At 70.2% G+C, this 20,328-nt stretch carries 22 protein-coding genes and 1 riboswitch; of the genes, 18 read left to right on the top strand and 4 right to left on the bottom strand.

What is annotated here, in order from left to right:
* Positions 1-12: 12 nt before the first annotated feature.
* Positions 13-216, bottom strand: a complete 204-nt coding sequence (locus tag QF037_RS43330) for a cold-shock protein (protein WP_037751662.1) — start codon at positions 214-216, stop codon at positions 13-15.
* Positions 217-651: 435 nt separating this feature from the next.
* Here QF037_RS43330 and QF037_RS43325 point away from each other — a divergent pair, with 435 nt between their 5' ends.
* From QF037_RS43325 to QF037_RS43280, 10 genes are all read left to right on the top strand, one after another.
* Positions 652-2,346 carry an ABC-F family ATP-binding cassette domain-containing protein gene (locus QF037_RS43325; protein WP_307035051.1) on the top strand — a complete coding sequence of 565 codons (1,695 nt, stop codon included), beginning with the start codon at positions 652-654 and terminating at the stop codon, positions 2,344-2,346.
* Positions 2,347-2,471: 125 nt separating this feature from the next.
* On the top strand, positions 2,472-3,056 hold the full coding sequence (locus QF037_RS43320; RefSeq protein WP_307035049.1) for a dihydrofolate reductase family protein: 585 nt from the start codon (positions 2,472-2,474) through the stop codon (positions 3,054-3,056).
* Between the two features lie 315 nt (positions 3,057-3,371).
* Complete coding sequence (locus QF037_RS43315) at positions 3,372-4,538, top strand: ATP-binding protein (protein ID WP_307035047.1); 1,167 nt, start codon at positions 3,372-3,374, stop codon at positions 4,536-4,538.
* A 20-nt stretch (positions 4,539-4,558) separates the two neighbouring features.
* Entirely contained in the window at positions 4,559-5,383 is an 825-nt protein-coding gene (locus tag QF037_RS43310) for a roadblock/LC7 domain-containing protein (protein WP_307037669.1), read from the top strand.
* On the top strand, positions 5,376-5,762 hold the full coding sequence (locus QF037_RS43305; RefSeq protein WP_307035045.1) for a DUF742 domain-containing protein: 387 nt from the start codon (positions 5,376-5,378) through the stop codon (positions 5,760-5,762). The genes QF037_RS43310 and QF037_RS43305 overlap by 8 nt, the downstream gene beginning before the upstream one ends.
* A gap of 5 nt (positions 5,763-5,767) precedes the next feature.
* Positions 5,768-6,328 (top strand): GTP-binding protein, encoded by a 561-nt coding sequence (locus QF037_RS43300; RefSeq protein WP_171145029.1) that lies wholly within the window; start codon positions 5,768-5,770, stop codon positions 6,326-6,328.
* Between the two features lie 9 nt (positions 6,329-6,337).
* Positions 6,338-7,714: a cytochrome P450 gene (locus tag QF037_RS43295; protein WP_307035043.1), complete on the top strand. Its 1,377-nt coding sequence runs from the start codon at positions 6,338-6,340 to the stop codon at positions 7,712-7,714.
* Positions 7,715-7,803: 89 nt separating this feature from the next.
* Entirely contained in the window at positions 7,804-9,051 is a 1,248-nt protein-coding gene (locus QF037_RS43290; RefSeq protein ID WP_307035040.1) for a cytochrome P450, read from the top strand.
* The gene (locus QF037_RS43285; protein WP_307035038.1) at positions 9,048-9,866 is read left to right on the top strand and encodes an enoyl-CoA hydratase/isomerase family protein; all 819 of its coding nucleotides are present in this window, start codon (positions 9,048-9,050) and stop codon (positions 9,864-9,866) included. The genes QF037_RS43290 and QF037_RS43285 overlap by 4 nt, the downstream gene beginning before the upstream one ends.
* A 205-nt stretch (positions 9,867-10,071) precedes the next feature.
* On the top strand, positions 10,072-10,368 hold the full coding sequence (locus QF037_RS43280) for a hypothetical protein (protein WP_307035036.1): 297 nt from the start codon (positions 10,072-10,074) through the stop codon (positions 10,366-10,368).
* A gap of 60 nt (positions 10,369-10,428) precedes the next feature.
* Here QF037_RS43280 and QF037_RS43275 read toward each other — a convergent pair whose 3' ends face one another.
* The 3 genes from QF037_RS43275 to QF037_RS43265 all read right to left on the bottom strand — a co-directional run bounded on the left by QF037_RS43275 (position 10,429) and on the right by QF037_RS43265 (position 12,425).
* Positions 10,429-10,950 (bottom strand): bifunctional DNA primase/polymerase, encoded by a 522-nt coding sequence (locus QF037_RS43275; protein WP_307035035.1) that lies wholly within the window; start codon positions 10,948-10,950, stop codon positions 10,429-10,431.
* A 387-nt stretch (positions 10,951-11,337) separates the two neighbouring features.
* Positions 11,338-11,772: a VOC family protein gene (locus QF037_RS43270; protein ID WP_266897285.1), complete on the bottom strand. Its 435-nt coding sequence runs from the start codon at positions 11,770-11,772 to the stop codon at positions 11,338-11,340.
* 56 nt (positions 11,773-11,828) lie between these two features.
* Complete coding sequence (locus QF037_RS43265; RefSeq protein ID WP_307035033.1) at positions 11,829-12,425, bottom strand: NADPH-dependent FMN reductase; 597 nt, start codon at positions 12,423-12,425, stop codon at positions 11,829-11,831.
* 117 nt (positions 12,426-12,542) lie between these two features.
* Here QF037_RS43265 and QF037_RS43260 point away from each other — a divergent pair, with 117 nt between their 5' ends.
* From QF037_RS43260 to QF037_RS43230, 8 genes are all read left to right on the top strand, one after another.
* Complete coding sequence (locus QF037_RS43260) at positions 12,543-13,385, top strand: helix-turn-helix domain-containing protein (RefSeq protein WP_307035031.1); 843 nt, start codon at positions 12,543-12,545, stop codon at positions 13,383-13,385.
* Positions 13,386-13,442: 57 nt separating this feature from the next.
* Positions 13,443-13,799, top strand: a complete 357-nt coding sequence (locus QF037_RS43255; RefSeq protein ID WP_307035030.1) for a hypothetical protein — start codon at positions 13,443-13,445, stop codon at positions 13,797-13,799.
* Between the two features lie 36 nt (positions 13,800-13,835).
* On the top strand, positions 13,836-14,561 hold the full coding sequence (locus QF037_RS43250; RefSeq protein WP_307035028.1) for a hypothetical protein: 726 nt from the start codon (positions 13,836-13,838) through the stop codon (positions 14,559-14,561).
* A gap of 77 nt (positions 14,562-14,638) precedes the next feature.
* A riboswitch (SAM riboswitch) is annotated at positions 14,639-14,751 on the top strand.
* A gap of 34 nt (positions 14,752-14,785) precedes the next feature.
* Entirely contained in the window at positions 14,786-14,902 is a 117-nt protein-coding gene (locus tag QF037_RS51145) for a putative leader peptide (RefSeq protein ID WP_373463886.1), read from the top strand.
* 214 nt (positions 14,903-15,116) lie between these two features.
* Positions 15,117-16,736 carry an ABC transporter substrate-binding protein gene (locus tag QF037_RS43245; RefSeq protein ID WP_307035026.1) on the top strand — a complete coding sequence of 540 codons (1,620 nt, stop codon included), beginning with the start codon at positions 15,117-15,119 and terminating at the stop codon, positions 16,734-16,736.
* 3 nt (positions 16,737-16,739) lie between these two features.
* Complete coding sequence (locus QF037_RS43240) at positions 16,740-17,699, top strand: ABC transporter permease (protein ID WP_307035024.1); 960 nt, start codon at positions 16,740-16,742, stop codon at positions 17,697-17,699.
* On the top strand, positions 17,696-18,619 hold the full coding sequence (locus tag QF037_RS43235) for an ABC transporter permease (protein WP_307035022.1): 924 nt from the start codon (positions 17,696-17,698) through the stop codon (positions 18,617-18,619). Before QF037_RS43240 ends, QF037_RS43235 begins: the two co-directional genes overlap by 4 nt.
* Positions 18,616-20,286, top strand: coding sequence for a dipeptide ABC transporter ATP-binding protein (locus QF037_RS43230; protein ID WP_307035020.1), 1,671 nt, complete (start codon positions 18,616-18,618; stop codon positions 20,284-20,286). The genes QF037_RS43235 and QF037_RS43230 overlap by 4 nt, the downstream gene beginning before the upstream one ends.
* Positions 20,287-20,328 lie beyond the last annotated feature (42 nt).

Genomic DNA, 20,328 nt, shown 5'->3' with positions numbered 1-20,328 from the left:
CGGCCTTCAGAACTAGGCGGGGGTGATGTTCTCCGCCTGCGGGCCCTTCTGGCCCTGGGTGATGTCGAACGTCACCGCCTGGCCTTCCTGGAGCTCACGGAAGCCGGAGGCGTTGATGTTGGAGTAGTGAGCGAAGACGTCCGGTCCGCCGCCGTCCTGGGCGATGAAGCCGAAGCCCTTCTCCGCGTTGAACCACTTGACGGTTCCGCTGGCCATGCTGGTACCTCTCAGTAGACGTCAGAACCGCACCGCGCGGTCCTGGAGGTGATCGCCCTGGTCCGGTACTGCACAGCAAAGCGCCCGCGCCTAAGCGCGGGCAGGTACTGCGAACCACGACAGCTGGCAGTGACGCTACACCGCGGAAAGGACGATCACCAGAGAGCAACAACGGTGAACCGCACGAGACCGGCGAGAAGGCCTACCCAAATCCCGACCGACCCGCCCCAACCGCCTGAACAGCCCGAAGAGCGTCGAGCGTCATCGACGGCCGGGCGCCGGAATGCCGAACATCGGGCACGCACGGGTTGAGGCGAGACGGTTCGTCTTGTTATGGTGGGGTCATGGCTTTCCTTTTCTTCGTCTGAGTCCGGGCACGGCCGATGCCGCCGTTTCTGCTGCCCGTAGACCCTTCGTCCCACCAGGGAAAGCCACATGCGCAAGCGCGCCCCCCGCACCGCCGTACCCACCCACACCGTCGTGGCACAGCTGTCCGTCAAGGACGTCCGTAAGGCCTACGGCACCCGCACCGTTCTGGACCACGTCTCCTTCACCGTCCGACCGGGTGAGAAGGCCGCCGTCATCGGCGAGAACGGATCCGGGAAGTCCACCCTGCTGCGGCTGCTGGCCGCGGCCGAGGTGCCGGACGTCGGCGAGATCACCGTCGGCTTCCCCGGCGGCATCGGACACCTCGCCCAGACCCTCGACCTCGACCCGGACCGCACGGTCCAGGACGCCGTCGACCTCGCTCTGGCCGAACTGCGCGACATGGAACGCCGGTTGCGCTCGGCGGAGGAGCTCCTGGGTGAGGCGTCGAAGGACCGACTCGCCGCATACGGCGAGCTGTTGTTCGCCTACGAGCAACGCGGCGGATACGAGGCCGACACCCGCGTGGACGCCGCACTGCACGGGCTCGGGCTCGCCGGGATCACCCGCGACCGCGTGCTCGGCACGCTCTCCAGCGGCGAGCAGTCGCGGCTCGCGCTGGCCTGTGTCCTGGCCGCGGCCCCCGAGTTGCTGCTCCTCGACGAGCCGACGAACCACCTTGACGCGGCGGCCGTGCGCTGGCTCGAGGAGCACCTGCGCGCGCACCGCGGCACCGTCGTCGCGGTCACCCACGACCGCGGCTTCCTGGAACGCGTCGCCACCACGATCCTCGAGGTCGACCGGGACACGCGCACGGTGCGCCGCTACGGCGACGGCTGGGCCGGCCACCGCGCCGCGAAGGCCGCCGCCCGGCGCCGCGCGGAGCAGGCACACGCGGACTGGGTCGAGGAAGTGGCCCGTGGCGAGGAAATGCTCGCAGTCGCCGGGAAGCGGCTGGCCACCACCGGCAAGGACCCGCGGCAAGGTTTCGGGAAGCACCGCCGCTCGCACGAGGCGAAGCTCGGCGGGCAGGTGCGATCCGTCCGGGAGCGGCTCGGCCACCTGCGGCGCAACCCGGTGGCAGCGCCGCCGGAGCCGCTGCGATTCACCGCGACCCTGGCAGCGGCAGGCGATGCGCGTCCGGTGGCGGGATCATCGCCGAGCGCTCCGCCACCCTCACCCGCGAGCCGTCCCCTCGCCGAACTCGACGGCGTACGCGTGGGGGCGCGGCTGAGTCTGGACGGACAGGTCGCGATCGAGCCCGGGCAGCGGCTGTTGGTCACGGGCGAGAACGGAGCGGGCAAGACGACGCTGCTGCGTGTCCTGGCGGGCGATCTGGAGCCGGATGCGGGCGTGGCACGCCGTCCGGCTCGGATCGGCTACCTGGCGCAGGAGTTGCCCGCGCACTCCACCCCGCTCCCGCTGCTCGCCGCCTTCGCGGCCGGGAGGCCCGGGCTGCCGCAGGAGTACGCCGATGAGCTGCTGACGCTGGGGCTGCTCCGCGAGGAGGATCTTGAAGTGCCGGTCGCGGCGTTGTCCGCGGGACAGCAACGCCGGTTGCAGATCGCCCGGTTGGTGACCCGGCCCGCGGATCTTCTCGTGCTCGACGAGCCGACCAACCACGTCGCGCTCGACCTGGTGGAGGATCTGGAGGCGGCGCTCGCGTCGTACCCGGGAGCGGTGGTCGCGGTCTCGCACGACCGCGGCTTCCGCGAGCGCTTCCCGGGCGACCGGCTGGAGCTGCGCGGCGGCCGCAGGTGCTGATCCGCCCGGATCGGCGCCTGCGTACGTTCCCCGCATGCCACGGGACAGCCCGAGGAGCGATGAGTCTCGCCCCGATCGGCGGTCTCCACTCCGACACCCGACCAAGCGCACTCAGGGAGAGCATCATGACCGCCACCTACACCGTCGACGTCTTCTCCACCCTCGACGGCTACGGCTCCTACAACAGCGACGGCGGCTGGGGCGGCTACTGGGGCAAGCAGGGTGCCGAGTTCCTCGACCGCCGTCTCGCCCTGTACAGCGAGGAGCAGCGGCTGGTCCTCGGGGCGAACACCTTTCGGCTGTTCGCGCAGATTCTGGGCCCGAGCAGTGAGGAGTCCGAGGTGAGTGACCCTGTGAACACCCGGATGAGGAACCTGCCCACCACCGTGGTGTCGACGACGCTCGAAGGACCCCTTCACTGGCCGGACGCGACCCTCGTCAGCGGTGACGCCGTCGACGTCGTCGCCCGGCTCAAGGAGGAGTCCGAGGTGGCGTTGCGCTCGCACGGCAGCCTGTCGATGAACCGGGCACTGATGGCCGCCGGTCTCGTCGACCGGGTCCAGGTGACGCTCTTTCCCGTGATCAGCGGTCGGACCGGGGCAAGCCCGATCTTCCAGGGCGCGGCCGACTTCGACCTCGAACTCATCGAGAGCCGGATCCTGGACGGGCACATCCAAGAGCTCATCTACCGGCCCACCCTGCACGCCTGAGCCCACCCGGCCGGCCCTCCCCCATCCGAACCGGGCAGGACCGGGCGGGCCGGCCTCCGGTATCTGGCGCCTCGTCAACGGCCCATACATGACAGGCTTGTTGACCGCGATTCAACCCGGAGGGGTGGCCTCCGGCAGTGCGATTGACGGTGATAGCATTCCGCCGTCTGCGACCTTGATCCACTTTTGGTCAGGCCTTGAACCTGAACGCGGCGAGTTCGCCCACATCAGCCGTGCAGTCCCCCTGGACGGGTCGCGGACCCTTGCGAGCTGTATTTGTCGACGCCTGCATGCCACGCACCGGGAAAGGTTTCCATGACTCAAGACGTGCTTCTTTGGTGCCTGGTTGCGATAGCGGTGATAGCTATAGCCGCCGTCGTGGCACTCGTGCTCCGAAGCAGAGGCCTGACGAGGAGGAAGAGGGAGTCCGAGGCCGCTCTGGAGACGCGGCTGCAGTTCAGCCAGGATGAACTGGGCCGCGCGCAAAGCGAGTTGGCCAGGATGCGGAATGAGCAGGACGGTGTCATCCGGGAGGCGGAGCAGGCTGCCGAGGAGAACACCAAGGCGGTCCTCAAGGGCGCCGCGCGCTTCCTGCAGAGCCTGGCGGCCGAGCAGACGACGCTGCTGGACGGGGTCCAGCGCGAGTACGGCGGCCACGCGGTCCTGGCCGATCTGATGGACATCACCCACGCCAACGCACAGATGGCCCGCAAGGCGCAGGGTATCGCGGTCATGTGCGGTGCCCCTCTGGGGCGTCGCAACCAGCCTGCCAGCGTCTACGACGTCGTCCGCAGCGCACAGAGCCAGATCCGCAACTTCCAGCGGGTCGAGATCATGCAGCCGAGCGGCATCGCACTGAAGGCCTCCGCCGTCGCGCCGGTCGCCCTGGCCGTCGCGGAACTGCTCGACAACGCCGCCAGCTTCTCCCAGGCGGACGCCCCGATCGAGGTCACGTTCCGGCAGGCCCAGAAGAACCTGTGCATCGTCATCGACGACGCCGGTGTCGGCATGGGCGATGAGGAGCGTCAGCGGGCGAGCGCGCTGCTGTCCGGTGACGACATCCCCCGGCTGTCCCAGCTGGGCACCCAGCCGAAGTTCGGCTTCCCGGTGGTCGGTCTGATCGCCCGCCAGCACGGCTTCAAGGTGGACGTCACCGGCGTCTCCCGATACGGCGGCGTCCGCGCCGTCGTCCTGCTGCCCGAGGAGCTGTGGACCATGGAGGAGGCCCTGCCGCCGGCCACCGAGGCGCCTGTGAGCAGCATCCGGCCGGTGTCGGTGGAGACTGCTCGTACGGCGGGCGGCCTGCCGAAGCGCGGCGCCCGCACGTCGCCCAACGGCAACTCCGGTGCGGCGGAGCAGCCCGCCAGGCGACCCGTCCGGCGCGGCGCCGGCAGCCTGGCCGCTCTGCAGCGCGGCACGCAGACCGCGCGCGATGTGGCCGCTCTGGACACCCCGACGCCCGGAGGGTCTGACAACGCATGAGTACGACAGACCTGTCGTGGATGGTCCAGGACATCGTGGACAACGTGCCCAGGGCACGGCACGCCGTGGTGCTGTCCGCGGACGGCATTCCGCGCGGGGCCACGGACGGCCTGACCGGCCAGGACGTGCGCACCATCTCCGCGGCCATGGCCGGGATGCAGTCGCTCAGCCGGGCCACCGCCCACTTCGCCGGGACCTCGCAGGACCGGGCGTGGATCCAGACCGTGATCGAGTTCCAGCACGGCTGGGTGTTCCTGATCGGGGCCGGCCAGGGTGCCTACCTGGCTGCCGCCGCGGAGCCCGACGTGGACATGGAGCAGCTCAGCTTCCGTATGAACCGGCTGGTCGCCCGGCTGGGCAACAACCTCACCGCCCCGCCGCGGGTGAACGCCCGGGACGCCGAGCAGTACGGGGAGAACGCCGAGGCCCTGCGCGACGAGGCGGACAGGTCGGTCACCGTGCTCGGCGAACTGGACAAGGCCGTGGCTTCGGTACCGGGCGCCCTGCACGCCCTGCTGCTCGGTGCGAACGGTCTGCCGCGCGGGGCCAGCACGGGGATCGGCAGGGACCTCGCGGACACCATCTCGGCGGCCATGACGGGCATCCACGCCTACAGCCGGGCCACCGCGCCGTTCGCGGGCGGGGCGCACGACGACGAGTGGAGCCAGACGGTCATCGAGTTCCAGCACGGCTGGATCTTCCTGATCGCGGCCGGCGACGGCGACTTCCTGGCGGCGGCGGCCGAGCACGACTGCGACATCGAGGACTTCACCGCACATCTGAGTGACGCGATGCCCGCGCTCTCGCGGACGGTCGCGCAGGGAGAGAGGGCCAGCGATGCATGACGACCCGTCCGGTGAGCTCGAGCTGACGGCCCCCTTAGTCCCCCTCTTCATCGTCGCGGGGGGACGTGCCCTGCCCCGGGACAGCGAGTACGAGCACACCACGATGATCACGGCCCAGGAGGGCGCCTCGGCCACGGCCCGCACCCTGGCTCCGGAATCCCGAATGGTCATGGACCTGATCGCGGACGGCTACCTCTCGGTCGCCGAGGTCGCCGCCCACACACGACTGCCCCTGGGCATCGTGCGCATCCTGCTGGCTCAGATGGCCGAGGACGGCCTGATTCATGTGCGCAACCCGGTGCCGCACGCCGAGCGCCATGACCCCGTCCTGCTCACCGCCGTGCTCGACGGCCTGATGCGAATTCGAACCGGAGCGTAACCACCTTGTATCTGGATCCCGACGTCTCCCGCTCCGTGAAAGTCCTGGTCGTGGGCCACTTCGCGGTCGGGAAGACCACATACATCGGAAGCGTCTCCGAGATCGAGCCGCTGCAGACCGAAGAGGAGATAACCGAGGCCAGTGAAGGCCTCGACGACCTCTCCGAGACCCCGGACAAGACGACCACGACCGTGGCGATGGACTTCGGGCGGCTGACCCTCAGCGAGGACCTGGTCCTCTACATCTTCGGAACCCCCGGGCAGGAACGGTTCAAGCAGATGTGGGAGGGCCTGTCGCGGGGAGCGCTGGGCGCGCTGGTCCTGGTGGACCCCGAGCGGCTGGAGGAGACCTTCCCGATCCTGGACCTGGTCGAAGCCTTCGGACTGCCCTACGTCATCGGGGTCAACACCTTCGACGGCAAGAACCACTTCCCCCTGTCCGAAGTGTGCGAGGCACTCAACATCTCCGAGGAGACACCGGTCATCGACTGCGACGTCCGTGACCAGGACTCCTCGATGCAGGCCCTCATCACGCTCGTGAAGCACCTCTTGTCCTCACTCGGCTAGGAGCCCACCATGCAACAGCCCTTCGAGCCGACCGGGATACCGGCCGGTTGCCCCGCACACGGCAACGTCGCGATGTACGGGCCCGACTTCGGCTCCGACCCTGAGCGCACCTACGACCAGCTGCGCTCCACGGGCCCAAGCGCCCCCGTCGACATCGCGCCGGACGTCGAGGTCGAGCTGGTGACCAGTTACGACGCGAGCCTGTACATCCTGCAGAACCCGACCCTGTTCGTGCGGGACTCGCGCCGCTGGAACGCCCTCAACGAAGGGCGGGTACCGCAGGACAGCCCGGCCCTGCCCATGATGGGCTACCGTCCCAACGCCCTGTTCAGCGACGGCGCCGCGCACGCCCGGCTGCGGCAGGCGGTCACGGACAGCCTCGCCACCGTCGACCAGGGGCGGCTCGTCAGGCTGACCCAGCAGTCGGCCGACTATCTGATCAGCCGTTTCAGCTCCGAGGCGCTCGGCCAGGCCGAGCTGATGGCGGCCTACGCCCAGCCGTTGCCCCTGCTGGTCTTCGGCGACCTGTTCGGCTGCCCCCCGGAACTCGGCGACCGCGTCATCGCCGGGATCACCGGCATCTTCCAGGGCACCCCGGGTGCCGACGAGATCCTGGGCGGCGCCCTCGCCGAACTGATCGCCCTCAAGCGCCGGGAGCCCGGTGAGGACCTCACCACCCGGCTGATGGTGCATTCCGCCCGGCTGAGCGACGAGGAGGTGCTGCACCAGCTCGTGACCCTGCTCTCCGGCGGCACCGCTCCCCTGTCGGCCTCGATCGGCACCAGCGCCGCGCTGTACCTCAGCGACGACTGGCCGAGCGGCCTGCCCGCCGAGGACGCGGTCGTGAAGACGCTGTGGAACTACGCCCCGATCGCCAACTACGCGGCCCACTACCCCACCCAGGACGTCGAGTTGGGAGGCCGGACCCTGCGGGCGGGCGACCCGGTCCTGATCTCCTTCGCGGCGGCCAACACCGATCCCAAACTGACCGAGCACCGTGAACAGCTCAGCTCCAAGGCCCATCTCGCCTTCGGCGCCGGCCCCCACGCGTGCCCCGCCAAGGACCCGGCGTTCATGATCGCGGCCACCGCCGTGGAGTCCCTCCTCAATCGGCTGCCCGATGTCGAGATGCGCGTTCCCTTCAAGGAGCTCGCCTGGGTGGCGACGCCGTGGAGCCGTTCGCTGGTCACCGTGCCCATCCGGTACACGCCCCGCACCGTGGCGCCCGCGGCCCGGACCAGGCCCGCGGCACCGTCCTCGGTTCAGGCGGCGCACTCGACCGGCCCCGTCCCGCAGCCCGTCTCGGCAGGCCGGGCGTCCCACGCCGCACCGCGCCCCAAGGGCGGTCTGTTCAGCCGTTTCCGGGCCTGGGTGAATGGCGAGTGACGTAAGTAACCCTACGAGAACACTGTGTTATTGGATGCTTCAAGCATCCCACGGGTACGGATGGCGGCTGGCAGAAAGGAGCCGTCATCGTGGGAAGTCTCGCGACTCCGTCCTCGGACCGTCGGGCGACCATTTCCCTGTTCTCCCGTCTTCGGACGGCCGAAGGACAGGCCGACCCGTTCCCCATCTACGCGGAGCTCAGGGCGCGCGGCGAGGTCAGCCCCGCGCCCTGGGGCGGTTTACTCGTCAGCAGCTACGCGACCTGTGAGCAGGTGCTGCGCAGCGGTACCTGGCTCGAGCCGGACACCGCATGGCGAGAGCGGCAGGGCGCACGCACCCGCTGGAGCGCCCCCTCCTCCCGGGAGATCAGCCGCACCCTGCCCGCCCTCAACCCCCCGGAGCACACCCGAGTACGCCGGTCGGCGGGCACCTTCGACCGCGGCAGCATCGACCAGATCGGTCGCCGGGTGAGTCATGTGGTCGACCGGCTCCTCGACACGCTCGACGAACGCCTGCGGGCGGGGGAGGCCGACTTCGCGGCGCTGGTGAGCGAGGAACTTCCCGTCGCCACCATCGGCGACTGGCTCGGGCTGCCGAGCGCCGACTGGCCCCGCCTGCGTGAACTGACCCACGACCAGGTCTTCACCCAGGAGCTCCTCCCCAACGCCAGCCAACTGGCCCGTTCCGACGCCGCCATGGCCGAACTGCGCACCTACTTCCTCGGCCTGGTGCGCGAACGGCGAAAACGTCCGGGCGACGACCCCGTCTCCCAGTGGATACGCACCTGGGACGGACTCGAACCGGACCAGGACAAGGCCGACGAGGCGGTCTACTTCCTCGCCCTGTTCGTCCTGCTGGCGGCCCTGGAAACCACCGCGACCCTGCTGTCGACGATGACTCTCCTGCTCGTCGAGGACCCCGACCGCTGGAGTCTGCTCGCCCAACAGCCGGACCTCGTGCCCTCGTTCGTGGAGGAGTCCTTGCGCTACGACCCTCCCACCCACGTGATCAGCCGCGTGGCCGCCCAGGACACCATCCTGGACGGCACCGAGGTCGGGGCCGGCGAGATGGTCCACCTCCTCGTGGGCGCCGCCCACCGCGACCCCGCCCGGTTCACCGACCCCGACTCGTTCGACCCGCACCGCAACCCGAGCCACCTGGCCTTCAGCTGGGGCATCCACTACTGCCTCGGAGCACCGCTGGCCCGGCTGGAAGCGCAGACCCTGCTCCGCCGAATGATCACCCGCCTGCCGAGACTCACCCTGGCCCGCCGCCCCGCGTCGGCCCCCCGGGTGGCGTTCAGGCGCCTGCTGAACCTGGATGTAACACTGGCATGAACCCGCCAACCGCCCCCGCTCCCGTGTCCGCCGCCTCCGACCGGGAAACCGCGCACACCCCCGACCCCTCCCCCCTACCCGCTCCCCTGGCCCTCAGTCGAACCGGACCCGTCCTCCACGTCCGGCTCAACCCCTCCGCACAGGACGACATCCTGAGCGCCACGGTCCTGGACGCCCTCATCGCCGTCCTCGACAACCTCCACGACCAGCCCGACATCCGCATCCTGGTGCTCTCCTCCCTGGGCAACGACTTCTGCCTGGGAGCCGACCGCCGGGAGTACCAGGACGCCCTGGCCACCGACCCCACCGGGGCCACCCTGCGACGTATCGCGGACAAGGCCCACCGCGTGTGCCAGGCACTGGAGGACACCCACGTCATCACCATCGCCCGGCTCCACGGCAAGGTGATCGGCGCCGGCCTCGCGCTCGCCGCCTACTGCGACCTCCGCGCGGGCGCGGACACCAGCCACTTCCGCATGCCGGAGGTCGGCCTCGGACTCGCACCCGCCTGGGGCGGCGCCATGGGCCGTCTGATCACCGAGGCCGGCGCCGCCCGGATCCGTGAACTCATGCTCACCTGCGACGACTTCGACGCCCACACCGCCCATCGCCTCGGCCTCCTGCACAAGGTCGCCCCGCTCGACGAACTGGACGACACCATCACCACCTGGACCAAACCCCTCGCCCGTCGCTCCCCCCAGGCCCTCGTGCTGACCAAACGGATGCTCACCGGCTACGCCAGAGCCGCCCGTACCGCCGACACCACTCTGCTGGACTCCCATCTCCTCGCCGCCCAACTGGCCCAGCCCCGCTGACCGACCCTCAGACCCCCCGTTCACAGTGAGTTCGGCACCCAGCGCTGCGAACTCACTGTGAACGGGGAGCAGTCCAGCCCTCACACCCCCGCCAGTGATCTGGTACGACTACCACATGGCCCCGAACGACGGACCCGGCCTCACCCGATCGAGCCACAGCGGGACCAGCCCGTACCACCCGCGTACGCGGGCACGTTGCACGGACATGAATCGCACCGCCACCACCGGCCGCCTCGGCCTCGAAGACCAGGCTCGGCACGCCCCGCACGCCGATCCGGCCCCGCCGCCTCATGCGGACCCGCCCATCTATGCCGCGCTCGTCAGGGAGTGGCGGGCCGGAGGCCGGACGCTTCCGGGTACGCGGGATCCGCAGTGGATGCTGCTGACGGCCCTGAGCCCCGCTGTCACGGCACAGCTCAGCACGCCGCCCGGCCCGGCCCGCTGGGAGCGCGCAGGTGTCCTGACCGGCGCGTCCGGTGCCGACCGGGCGTCCGCACACTGACGGCGGCGCACGATGGTGAGCGGATCGCCGCACCGGGTTCCCCGCGGCAACGAGTCGGTGTCACACGGTCCGACCGCCGTCCCGGCCGGGTGGTCCGGGGACCCGTGCCCCGCAGGTGGGACAGCGCCGCTTGGTCCGTTCCTGGGCGGCCAGCCGTCCAAGTGCCAGTTGCAGGGCCAGTTCCACCGCCACGGGAACGAACAGTGCACCGCTGCCGTCGGGCGGCACCAGCCAGCGCAGCCGTCCGGCCGCTCGGTGCGGGGCGGGCACCGCGACCCATGCGCCCTTGCCCGCATAGCGGATGCCCGAGCCGATCCAGCGGCCCTCCGGGTCCGGTGGCAGGAAGAAGGCCACCCGGCGGGCGGCGGTGTCCACCAGCGCCGGCCCGGGCGGTTGCGGGATGCCCAGCAGAGCGTCCAGGGCCGGCACGGCCAACTCCTCCGGCACGCTCAGCACGTCCCAGAACCGGCCACAGCCCAACACCGCGGTCCCGCCCTCACTGTGCCACTGCCTCTTGCACTCCCGCGGGTCGGTCGCTGCTGCCGACAGCCATTCGATGGCCTGCCGAGAGACGGTTCGCATGCTGTCCTCCGGGATCCATTTGCCCGCGCAAGCGGGACGTACTCCCCCACATCCGGGATGGCCGGACCCGGCACATTCATGCTGGTAGATATTTCTACTGAGCGGAAGGGGTGGCGAACCGTGGCGATTACCTTCGCCATGTTCACTTCTGGAACGGGTGTTCTCCCACGTCGGGGCAACACCTCGGGACCATGAGCGTTCTGGCGTCCTGGGTACGACTCCGCCAGACCTGGCGGAGCAAGCACCCCTTCAAGAAGGATCCGCTGGCGCCCCTCGTGCAAACCGCACGACGGCTTCAATACGGCGTCGGCCTACAAGCAGACGAGTGCTGCACCGACGCCGTGTCCGACCGCGGCGATGCCCCGCGCTGAGCAGAGCCCAGGATGCTCAGTCGAGACAGAACTCGTTGCCCTCGACGTCCTGCATCACGATGCATGACTCGTTGACGCCATCGGCACGCAGCAGTTGCACGCGAGTCGCGCCGAGCGCAAGGAGTCGTGTGCACTCGGCTTCGAGGGTGGCGAGGCGTTCTTCGCCCACGAGCCCGGTGCCGACTCGCACATCGAGATGCACCCGGTTCTTGACGACCTTGCCTTCGGGGACGCGCTGGAAGTACAGCCGCGGGCCCACACCCGAGGGATCACCGCAGGCGAACGACGCGCCCTGCCGCTCCGGCGGCAGAGACCGATCGAAGTCGCCCCACGTGGCGAACCCCTCCGGTGGCGGCGGCACGACGTATCCCAACACCTCACACCAGAAGCGAGCCACACGCTCGGGTTCGGCACAGTCGAAGGTGACTTGGAACTTCTTGATCGCTGACATCGGCGCACGATAGCAGGGGGTCCGGGACTCTCATTTCCCGGAGCGGATCCGCCTGCTCATGCCGGGTAGGGGGTCACCTCGCGTGCCGACTTGAGGGCGCCCGCCCACCAGGCCAGCTGGTCGAGCAGTGTCTTGGCGTAGCCGGGGGTCTCGGGGTCGAGCGGGCGGTCGTCGTGCCATGCCGTGAAGTAGTTGGGGAAGGCGAGTCCGTCGCGGATCGTCACCGCGTGCAGTTCGGTGAGCACGTTCTCCAGGTGCAGGACCGCGTGGCGGCCGCCCGCCGCGCCGCCGTAGCTGACGAAGGCGACAGGCTTGGCCGTCCACTGGGTGAAGTGCCAGTCGATGGCCGCCTTCAGGGAGGCGGGGTAGCTGTGGTTGTACTCGGGGGTGACGAGGACGAACGCGTCCGCGCTCTCCAGCGCCGAGGTCAGTGGCCGCATCCCGGCCGGGCGAGGGTAGTCGTCACCGGCGTACTTCGGCGATGCCGCGGGCAGGGACAGCGGGATCTCGACGTCGGCCAGATCGACGACATCGACGTCGAAACCGCCGTGCAGGTCCGCCTGTTCGGCGAACCAGGAGGCCACCACCGGGCCGAACCGCCCCTCGCGGACGCTCGCGACGATGACCACCAGCTTGTGCGTGTTGTTGTCCATGCCCACCACCATCGGGGCGGCCCTCAGCGACAGCCAGGCCGAGCTCAGGCTGGCCCCCGCAGGGCCACCCTCAGCTCTCCGCGTCCTGTCCGCCCCGCCCCGCCCTATCCTCAAGGCATGGGTACGCCGTTGGGGGACTTCATCCGGAGCAAGCGTGACAGTGTCCAGCCCGGGACACTCGGGCTGCCGGATCGGGGCCGCCGCCGCTCACCGGGACTGCGCCGCACGGATCTCGCGTCGCGTGCGGGCATCAGCGTCGAATATCTGACCCGCATCGAGCAGGGCCGTGACCGCAATCCCTCGGTGGCGGTGGTCAACGCGCTCGCCGACGCCCTCAGCCTCTCCCCCTCCGAGCGCGCCCACCTGCGCTATCTCACAAAGATCTCCGGCGGAGAATGCATCGTGCACGCGCCACCCGCACCCCCGCCCCGGCACGTGCGAGACGCCGTGCAGCAGACACTCCGTCTCCTCGAACCGGGCATCGCCGTGGTGACCAACCGGCTGGGTGACATCCTCGCCCACACCCCCGCGTACGAGTCGGTGACGAAGGGCAGCGGACTGCTCGACGGCGAAGCCCCGAACCTCACCCGTTACGTCTTCACCGACTCCCGCGCCCGCACGTTCTTCGCCGACTGGGACGACATCGCCGACGAGCAGGCCTTCGACCTGTGGCTCGCCCCCTCCGCGGCGAGCTCCGAGTGGTTCACCACGCAACTCGCGCCTCTCGCCGGCCCCGAACTGACCCGCCGTCTGAACCGGCACGTCGTTCCGCAACGCGGGATCCTCCGGGTCAACCACCCAGCCGGACACGAGCTTCGGCTGCTGCGGGAAACCCTCGAACTCCCTGCGGACGACCAGCAGTTGACCATCCTTCTCCCCGCGGACGACGAGACCGCCGCGGCCGTCGAACAACTCCGTCACCGACGCCGACACCACAGCGCCCTCCGGGCCATCTCCTGACCCGTACTGAGCGAGACCCGCTGCCGGACCGGGCGTGAGATGGTGGAGACTGCCCCTATGCCCCACGACCCCGGCGGAGTCCTGTTCATAGCACTCGGCCTCGTTCTCGTCGTCGCAGGTTCCCTCTGGCGCGGGCGGGTCCTCCGCCCCCTCTCCGCGGAGCGGGCCCGGGCGGCCGTGACCCGGGACCGTTCCCGGAACCTGCTGCGTGCCGCGGACATGGCGATCGCCGAGGCGCGCCGCCAGGCCGCACAGGGCGAGCCTGCCATCGTCACCGTCGGTGACGTGCGCAGGACGGCGTGCCGGCACTACGGATACGACTCCGTGGGACGCGAAGAGGCAGCCGCGGCCCTCCGCCGACGCTTCGAGGCCGCGGACTGCCGGAGGGACTGCATGACCGACGCCTTCAACTGACCGCCTCCTCGCCCGCCAGCCGTACCTTCCTGGGAAATGAAGTCCAGCATGCACCTCCTGGAAGACCCGTCCGAGCTCTCGCCGCGCGCACGGGATTTCCTTCACCGGACGGGCCGGCGTGAGCGCCCCGTCCGGTTCGGGCTGCCGATGGAGCTCTGGCAGGTGCACGATCATGCGGGGAAGCTCGTGCCCGCCCCGCTGGAGCTCCTCATCCGATGCGAGGGTTTCGAGCAGAAGTTCGCGGGCCTGCGGTACGAGGTACGCCGCAGCCGGGTGGTGGCCGGGGAGCGGTACGAGTCCGTCCGAAGGTGGGAGTACGACCACCTCGGCATGAAGACGCGAGCATGGCAGGACCCCGGAAGAGACGGCTGGTACTTCGCATGGACCGGGGAGCGGGTGTCGAAGCCGTGCCGGGACCTGATCCACACCGACGGCAGTGTGGGCACCGACGTCGACGGCAGCAGTCCCTACCTCCCCGTCGCACCGTCCCTCCTGCATCTGATCGAATCACACGCCCTCACCGACACCGTCGCGACATGGAAGCCCTGGCCCGTGGGCACGCTCGCGACAGCGGCCATCGCACTCCTCGACGGCCTGGTGGAAGTCCCCCACGCCTCATGGAGTTCCTCGCGGTGGCGGCTGTCGGACGCTGTCGCCGTCATGGACCACGACACCTGGGACCGCGAGAACCCGCGCCGCCTGACGCACATCTGGTCTCGCGGAGAGGCCGGTCACCGCCAAGTGCGGGCGCTCATGAACTGATTGCAGACCCGCACCCCTGAGCTGAGCCGACGTTCCGGCATTGACGTACGACAAGACCGCTCCGTACGATCACGATCGGCATTGAGTGTCAGCGTCCAGCCCTGGCTTGCTGACCGGCAACCCTCCCGCGCGGTGGGGTGCTCCAGGTGAAAGCCCGGCGGGATCACTGAGGATCCCGCAAGCGCGTGGCCCCGTTTCCGGGGCCGGAGACGGGGAGGACCGGTATGCGGCACGGTGGTGAACTCAGCGCCTCCTTCGCCGTCGCCACGGTGTTCTCCCGCCTCGCGCGTCGACGCCATATCGATCTGAAGCGCTCGACCAGCTGCTTCTGTCAGGCCTGACGAGCTCGTCCGCGGCCGGCTGACCTCCGCCGCCTGCCCCGCTTCCCCGCGCTCATCCCGGCCACCGGCGCTCCCGGTGTCGCCCCGCCTGTCCCCGTCTGCACAGCGCTCCCCCGCCACCGGCGTCACGCCGGCCGGGGCCCGCACACCCATGCACGGCCGTGCCTGGTACGGCACCCCCTTGCCTGGTGACACGAGTAGGAGAGACCCCTCCGTGACAGCACTTCCGGATTTCAGAGCCTCCCGATGGGCGCCCCTCGCCGCCCTCCTGACCACCAGTGTTCTGCTGACCGCCTGCGGGTCGGGCAGCACCGGCTCGGGCAGCGGGAACAGCCGGCCCCAGTCCGGCGGCACCTTGACCTTCGCGGTGGGTTCCGACGCCGGCTGCGTGGACCCGCAGCAGGTCGGCAGCAACGAAAGCATCTACTCGGTACGTCAGACCGTGGACTCCCTCACCGATCAGGACCCCGAGACCGGCAAGATCGTGCCGTGGCTGGCCAAGAGCTGGGACATCAACGCCGACGCGACGGAGTTCACGTTCCATCTGCGCTCGGGTGTCACCTTCAGCGACGGCTCCGAGCTGACCGCGCAGGTGGTCAAGGACAACTTCGACGCGGTACCGAAGCTCGGTGCGTTGGGCGTCCTCGCCCAGGGCTATCTGAGCAGCGTCAAGAGCACCGCCGCGGTGGACCCGCTCACCGTCAAGGTGACCTTCAAGGAGCCCAACGCGCAGTTTCTCCAGGCGACTTCGACCCATTCGCTGGGCATCGAGTCGTCGGCGAGCGTGAAGAAGACTCCGCAGCAGAAGTGCAGTGACGGTGTGGTCGGGTCGGGACCGTTCGTGCTGAAGCAGTACGTGCAGAACCAGTCGATCACCTTGGCCAAGCGCACCGGGTACGGCTGGGGCTCCTCGCTGTGGTCCAAGAAGGGCGAGGCTTACCTGGACAAGCTGGTGTTCAAGGTCGTGCCCGAGGCGGGGGTGCGGGCCGGAAGCCTCCAGTCCGGCCAGGTGGACGCGATCAGCAGCGTCGGCAAGGCCAACGAGGCGGCCCTCAAGGGCGGCCAGGTCACCCTCCTGCGCCGGGCCAACCCCGGCGTGGTGTTCGGGCTGGGTATCAACAACTCACGGCCCGTCCTCAAGGACGCGAAGGTGCGCCGGGCGATCCTCGCCGCCGTCGACCGCAAGCAGATCGCCGACACGGTGTTCCCGACCGGCACCAAACCGGCGACCAGCGTCCTGGCGCACACCACGCCCGACTACACCGACCTCTCCTCGGACCTCGCCTTCGATGCGGCCAAGGCCAAGTCCCTGCTGGACGAGGCCGGTTGGAAGGCCGACGGTGACGGCGTCCGCGTCAAGGACGGCAAGAAGCTGAGCCTGGCCATCAGCTGGTTCCCCAACGCGGCCACCAACCAGCCCGCACTGGAGCTGGTCCAGCAGCAGCTGAAGGACGTCGGGGTCGACGTGGCGCTCAAGCAGGGCCAGGTCAGCCAGTTCGCCACCACGCTCCAGGGCGGCGACTTCGACCTGGTGTGGGGCAACGTGACCCGCTCGGACCCGGACATCCTGCGCAGCTCCTTCTCCACGCAGCTGGCCAACTTCTACCGCCTGCCCGCCAGTTCGCTGGACACGGCACTGTCCGGACAGGCCGCGACGACGGACACCGCGAAGCGCAGGCAGCTGGTGGACGACGCGCAGAAGCTGATCGTGCGGAACGCGTACAACGTGCCCGTGGTGGAGCTCCAGACCCAGCTGGGCGTGTCGCAGAAGGTGCACGGCCTCGCCTTCGACTCCGGCAGCCGCATCCAGCTGCACGACACCTGGATCGGCTAGCGCGTGCGCCGCTATGTGATCAAGCGGGTGGCGCAGGCGGTCGGGGTGCTGTGGGCGGCGTACACGGTGTCGTTCCTGGTGCTGGACTTCCTGCCCGGTGACCCGGTCACCGCGATGGCCGGTGCCGGGATGGACTCGGGAGACGTCGATCCGGCCCGGCTGGCCGCGTTGCGGCACGAGTACGGCTTCGACAAGCCGGTGCTGGTGCAGTACGCCGACTATCTGGGCCGGGCAGTGCGCGGGGACTTCGGCGACGCGGTCTCCACGGGCCGCCCGGTGACCGCCACGCTGGCCGACGCGCTGCCGCAGACACTGCAACTCACCGGTGCCGCACTGCTGTTGGCGGTGCTGCTCGGTGGCGGTCTCGCGGTGGTGGCGACATACACCTCGCGGCGGTGGCTGCGGCAGCTGCTGCTGTCGCTGCCCCCACTCGGGGTGTCGGTCCCGACGTTCTGGGTGGGGCTGCTGCTCGTCGAGGCGTTCTCCTTCCGGCTGCGCTGGTTCCCGGCGTTCGGCAACGACGGCCTGAAAGGGCTGGTGCTGCCGGCCCTCACGCTGGCGATACCGACCGGCGCACAGGTCGCTCAGGTACTGGCCAAGAGCCTGCTCACCGCACTCGACCAGGCCTACGTGGAGACCGCGCGCGCCAAGGGCGCCGGCCGCTGCCGGGTGCATCTGCGGCACGCGCTGCGCAACGCGTCGCTGCCCGCGCTGACCGTCGTAGGCCTGCTGGTCGGGCAGCTGATCGCCGGTTCGGTGGTCGTCGAGACGGTGTTCTCGCGCGACGGTCTGGGCCGGGTGACCGCGGCGGCGGTCACCTCTCAGGACATCCCGCTGGTCCAGGGAGTGGTGGTGTTCGGGGCGCTGATCTTCGTGGCGACGAATCTGCTCGTCGACCTCGTCTATCCGCTCCTCGACCCGCGGATCGTGGTGGCTTCGGACAGGAGGGCGAGCTTCGTATGAGTCAGAGCCTTGTCGACGACCAGGCCGAGGCCGCTCTCGGTCTCGGCCGCCCGGTCGATCCGGGGCCCCGGGGGAAGCCGGGACGGGGCCGTGCCGACGTACGGCAGGTGCTGCGGTTCCTGTCACGGCGCCCCGGTCTGCTGGTGTCGGCCGTCGTCGTCGTGCTGGTGGTGCTGGCCTCGTTCTGGCCGGACCTGTTCACCTCGCAGGATCCCCTCAAGGGGGTGCCGTCCGAGAACTTCCGTGCTCCGAGCGGCAGTCACTGGTTCGGCACGGACGAACTGGGCCGCGATGTGTTCTCGCGTGTGGTCCACGGCGCCCAGCTCTCCCTCAAGGCGACGATCATCGCGGTCCTGGTCGCGTTCGTGGTCGGTGGTCTGCTCGGTGTGGTCGCCGGGTTCGTGGGCCGTTGGGTCGACGACGTGCTGATGCGCTTCGTCGACGTCCTGCTCGCCATCCCCGCGCTGTTCCTGTCGCTGGCCCTCGTCACCGCGCTCGGGTACGGGACGGTGAAGGTGGCGATCGCGGTCGGCATCGCCAGCGTCGCCTCCTTCGCCCGGGTGGCGCGCGCCGAGGTCCTGCGGGTACGGCAGGCGGTGTTCGTGGAGGCGTCGCGGGCGAGCGGGGCCCGCTGGTACTCGGTGCTGGGACGGCATGTCCTGCCCAACGCGGCCGGGCCGGTCGTCGTCCTGGCCACGCTGGACTTCGGCGCCTCGATCCTGGCGGTTTCGGCGCTCAGCTTCCTCGGCTACGGCGCACCTCCGCCGGCCCCGGAGTGGGGGACGTTGATCTCCGACGGCCGCAACTACCTGGCGAATGCGTGGTGGTTGACCGCGCTGCCCGGGCTGGCGATCGCCGCGACCGTGCTGGCCGCCAACCGCATCGCCAGGGCGCTGGACGGCGAATGGTCCCGACGATGACGACACTTGGACGTGAGAGCGGTGAGGACGTGACCACACCCCTGCTGGAAATACGCGGCCTGTCCGTGTCGTACCGCACGCGCGGTGGCACGGTCCCGGCCGTCCGCGGCGTGGACCTCGACGTATGGCCTGGGCAAGTCACCGCCGTGGTCGGCGAGTCCGGCTCCGGCAAGAGCACCACCGCGCATGCCGTCACCCGCCTGCTGGCGGCCAACGGCACCATCGACGCGGGCACGATCCACTTCGGCCGGCACGACCTCGCCACCCTGTCGGAGCCGGAGCTGCGCATCGTACGGGGGGCGCAGATCGGGCTGGTCCCGCAGGATCCGACAGTCTCGCTCAACCCGGTCAAGCGCATCGGCGATCAGGTGGCCGAGGTGCTGCGCATCCACTCCCTGGCGACCCGTCGTACGGCCGCCGCCGAGGCCATCGCCGTGCTGGACCGGGCCGGGCTGCCCGACGCGGCCGTCCGCGCCCGGCAGTACCCGCACGAGCTGTCCGGCGGCATGCGGCAACGCGCCCTGATCGCCGTCGCCATCGCCGCGAAGCCCCGGCTGATCATCGCCGACGAGCCGACCAGCGCGCTCGACGTCACCGTGCAGCGCGTCATCCTCGACCATCTCCGGCTTCTCACCGAGGAGTCGGGCACCGCGGTGCTGCTCGTGACCCACGACCTCGGGGTCGCCGCCGACCGGGCCCAGCGTCTGGTGGTGATGTCACAGGGCCGGGTGGTGGAGGCGGGCCCGACGCGCGAGATCCTGGCCGACCCGCAGCACGAGTACACCCGGCACCTGCTGGCCAGCGCCCCGAGCCTGGCCACCGTCCGGCCCCGCACCCCCGTGCCGAAGGCCGACGCGGCGCCGCTGGTCGAAGTGCGCAACCTGGTCAAGGAGTTCCGGCTGCCCCGCGCCGGGGACGGTCCACGCACCCTGCGCGCGGTCGACGACGTCAGCTTCACCCTCCACCGCGGCCGGACCCTCGCCCTGGTCGGCGAGTCGGGCTCGGGCAAGTCCACCACCGCGCGCCTGGTGCTCCGCCTCGCCGACGCCACCGCCGGACACGTCCTGTTCGACGGCGCCGACGTCACCACCGCCCGAGGCGCCCGGGCCAGAGAGCTGCGCCGTCGCGCCCAGCTCGTCTACCAGAACCCGTACGCGTCCCTCGATCCGCGCTTCTCCATCGGCGAGGTGATCACGGAGCCGTTGCGCGCCTTCAAGGTCGGCGACCGCGCCTCCCGGCTCGCCCGGGCCCGCGAACTGCTCGACCGGGTGGCACTGCCCGCCGCCACGCTCGAACGCCGGCCGGCGGAACTGTCCGGCGGGCAGCGTCAACGCGTGGCCATCGCCCGTGCTCTCGCCCTCTCCCCCGACCTGGTGGTGTGCGACGAGCCGGTCTCCGCGCTCGACGTGTCCGTGCAGTCCCAAGTCCTCGACCTGCTCGCCGAGTTGCAGACCGACACGGGCGTGGCCTACCTCTTCATCTCGCACGACCTGGCCGTCGTACGCCAGATCGCGCACCAGGTCGCCGTCATGCGGGCCGGTCGCGTCGTGGAGACGGGCCCGCCGCAGGAGCTGTTCACCCGCCCCCGCCACGCGTACACCCGCGAGCTGCTCGCGGCGATCCCCGGCGGCCGGGTCACCTCCCCCGCAGAGACCGTCACGAGCTGAGGACAGGGTCGTATAGCGCTCCCACCATCACCTCCGGTTCGG

This window comes from Streptomyces canus (assembly GCF_030815415.1).
Taxonomy (GTDB): Bacteria; Actinomycetota; Actinomycetes; order Streptomycetales; family Streptomycetaceae; genus Streptomyces; species Streptomyces canus_F.
Note: the sequence above shows the minus strand (reverse complement) of the source record. Positions and strands in the feature narration are given on the sequence as shown.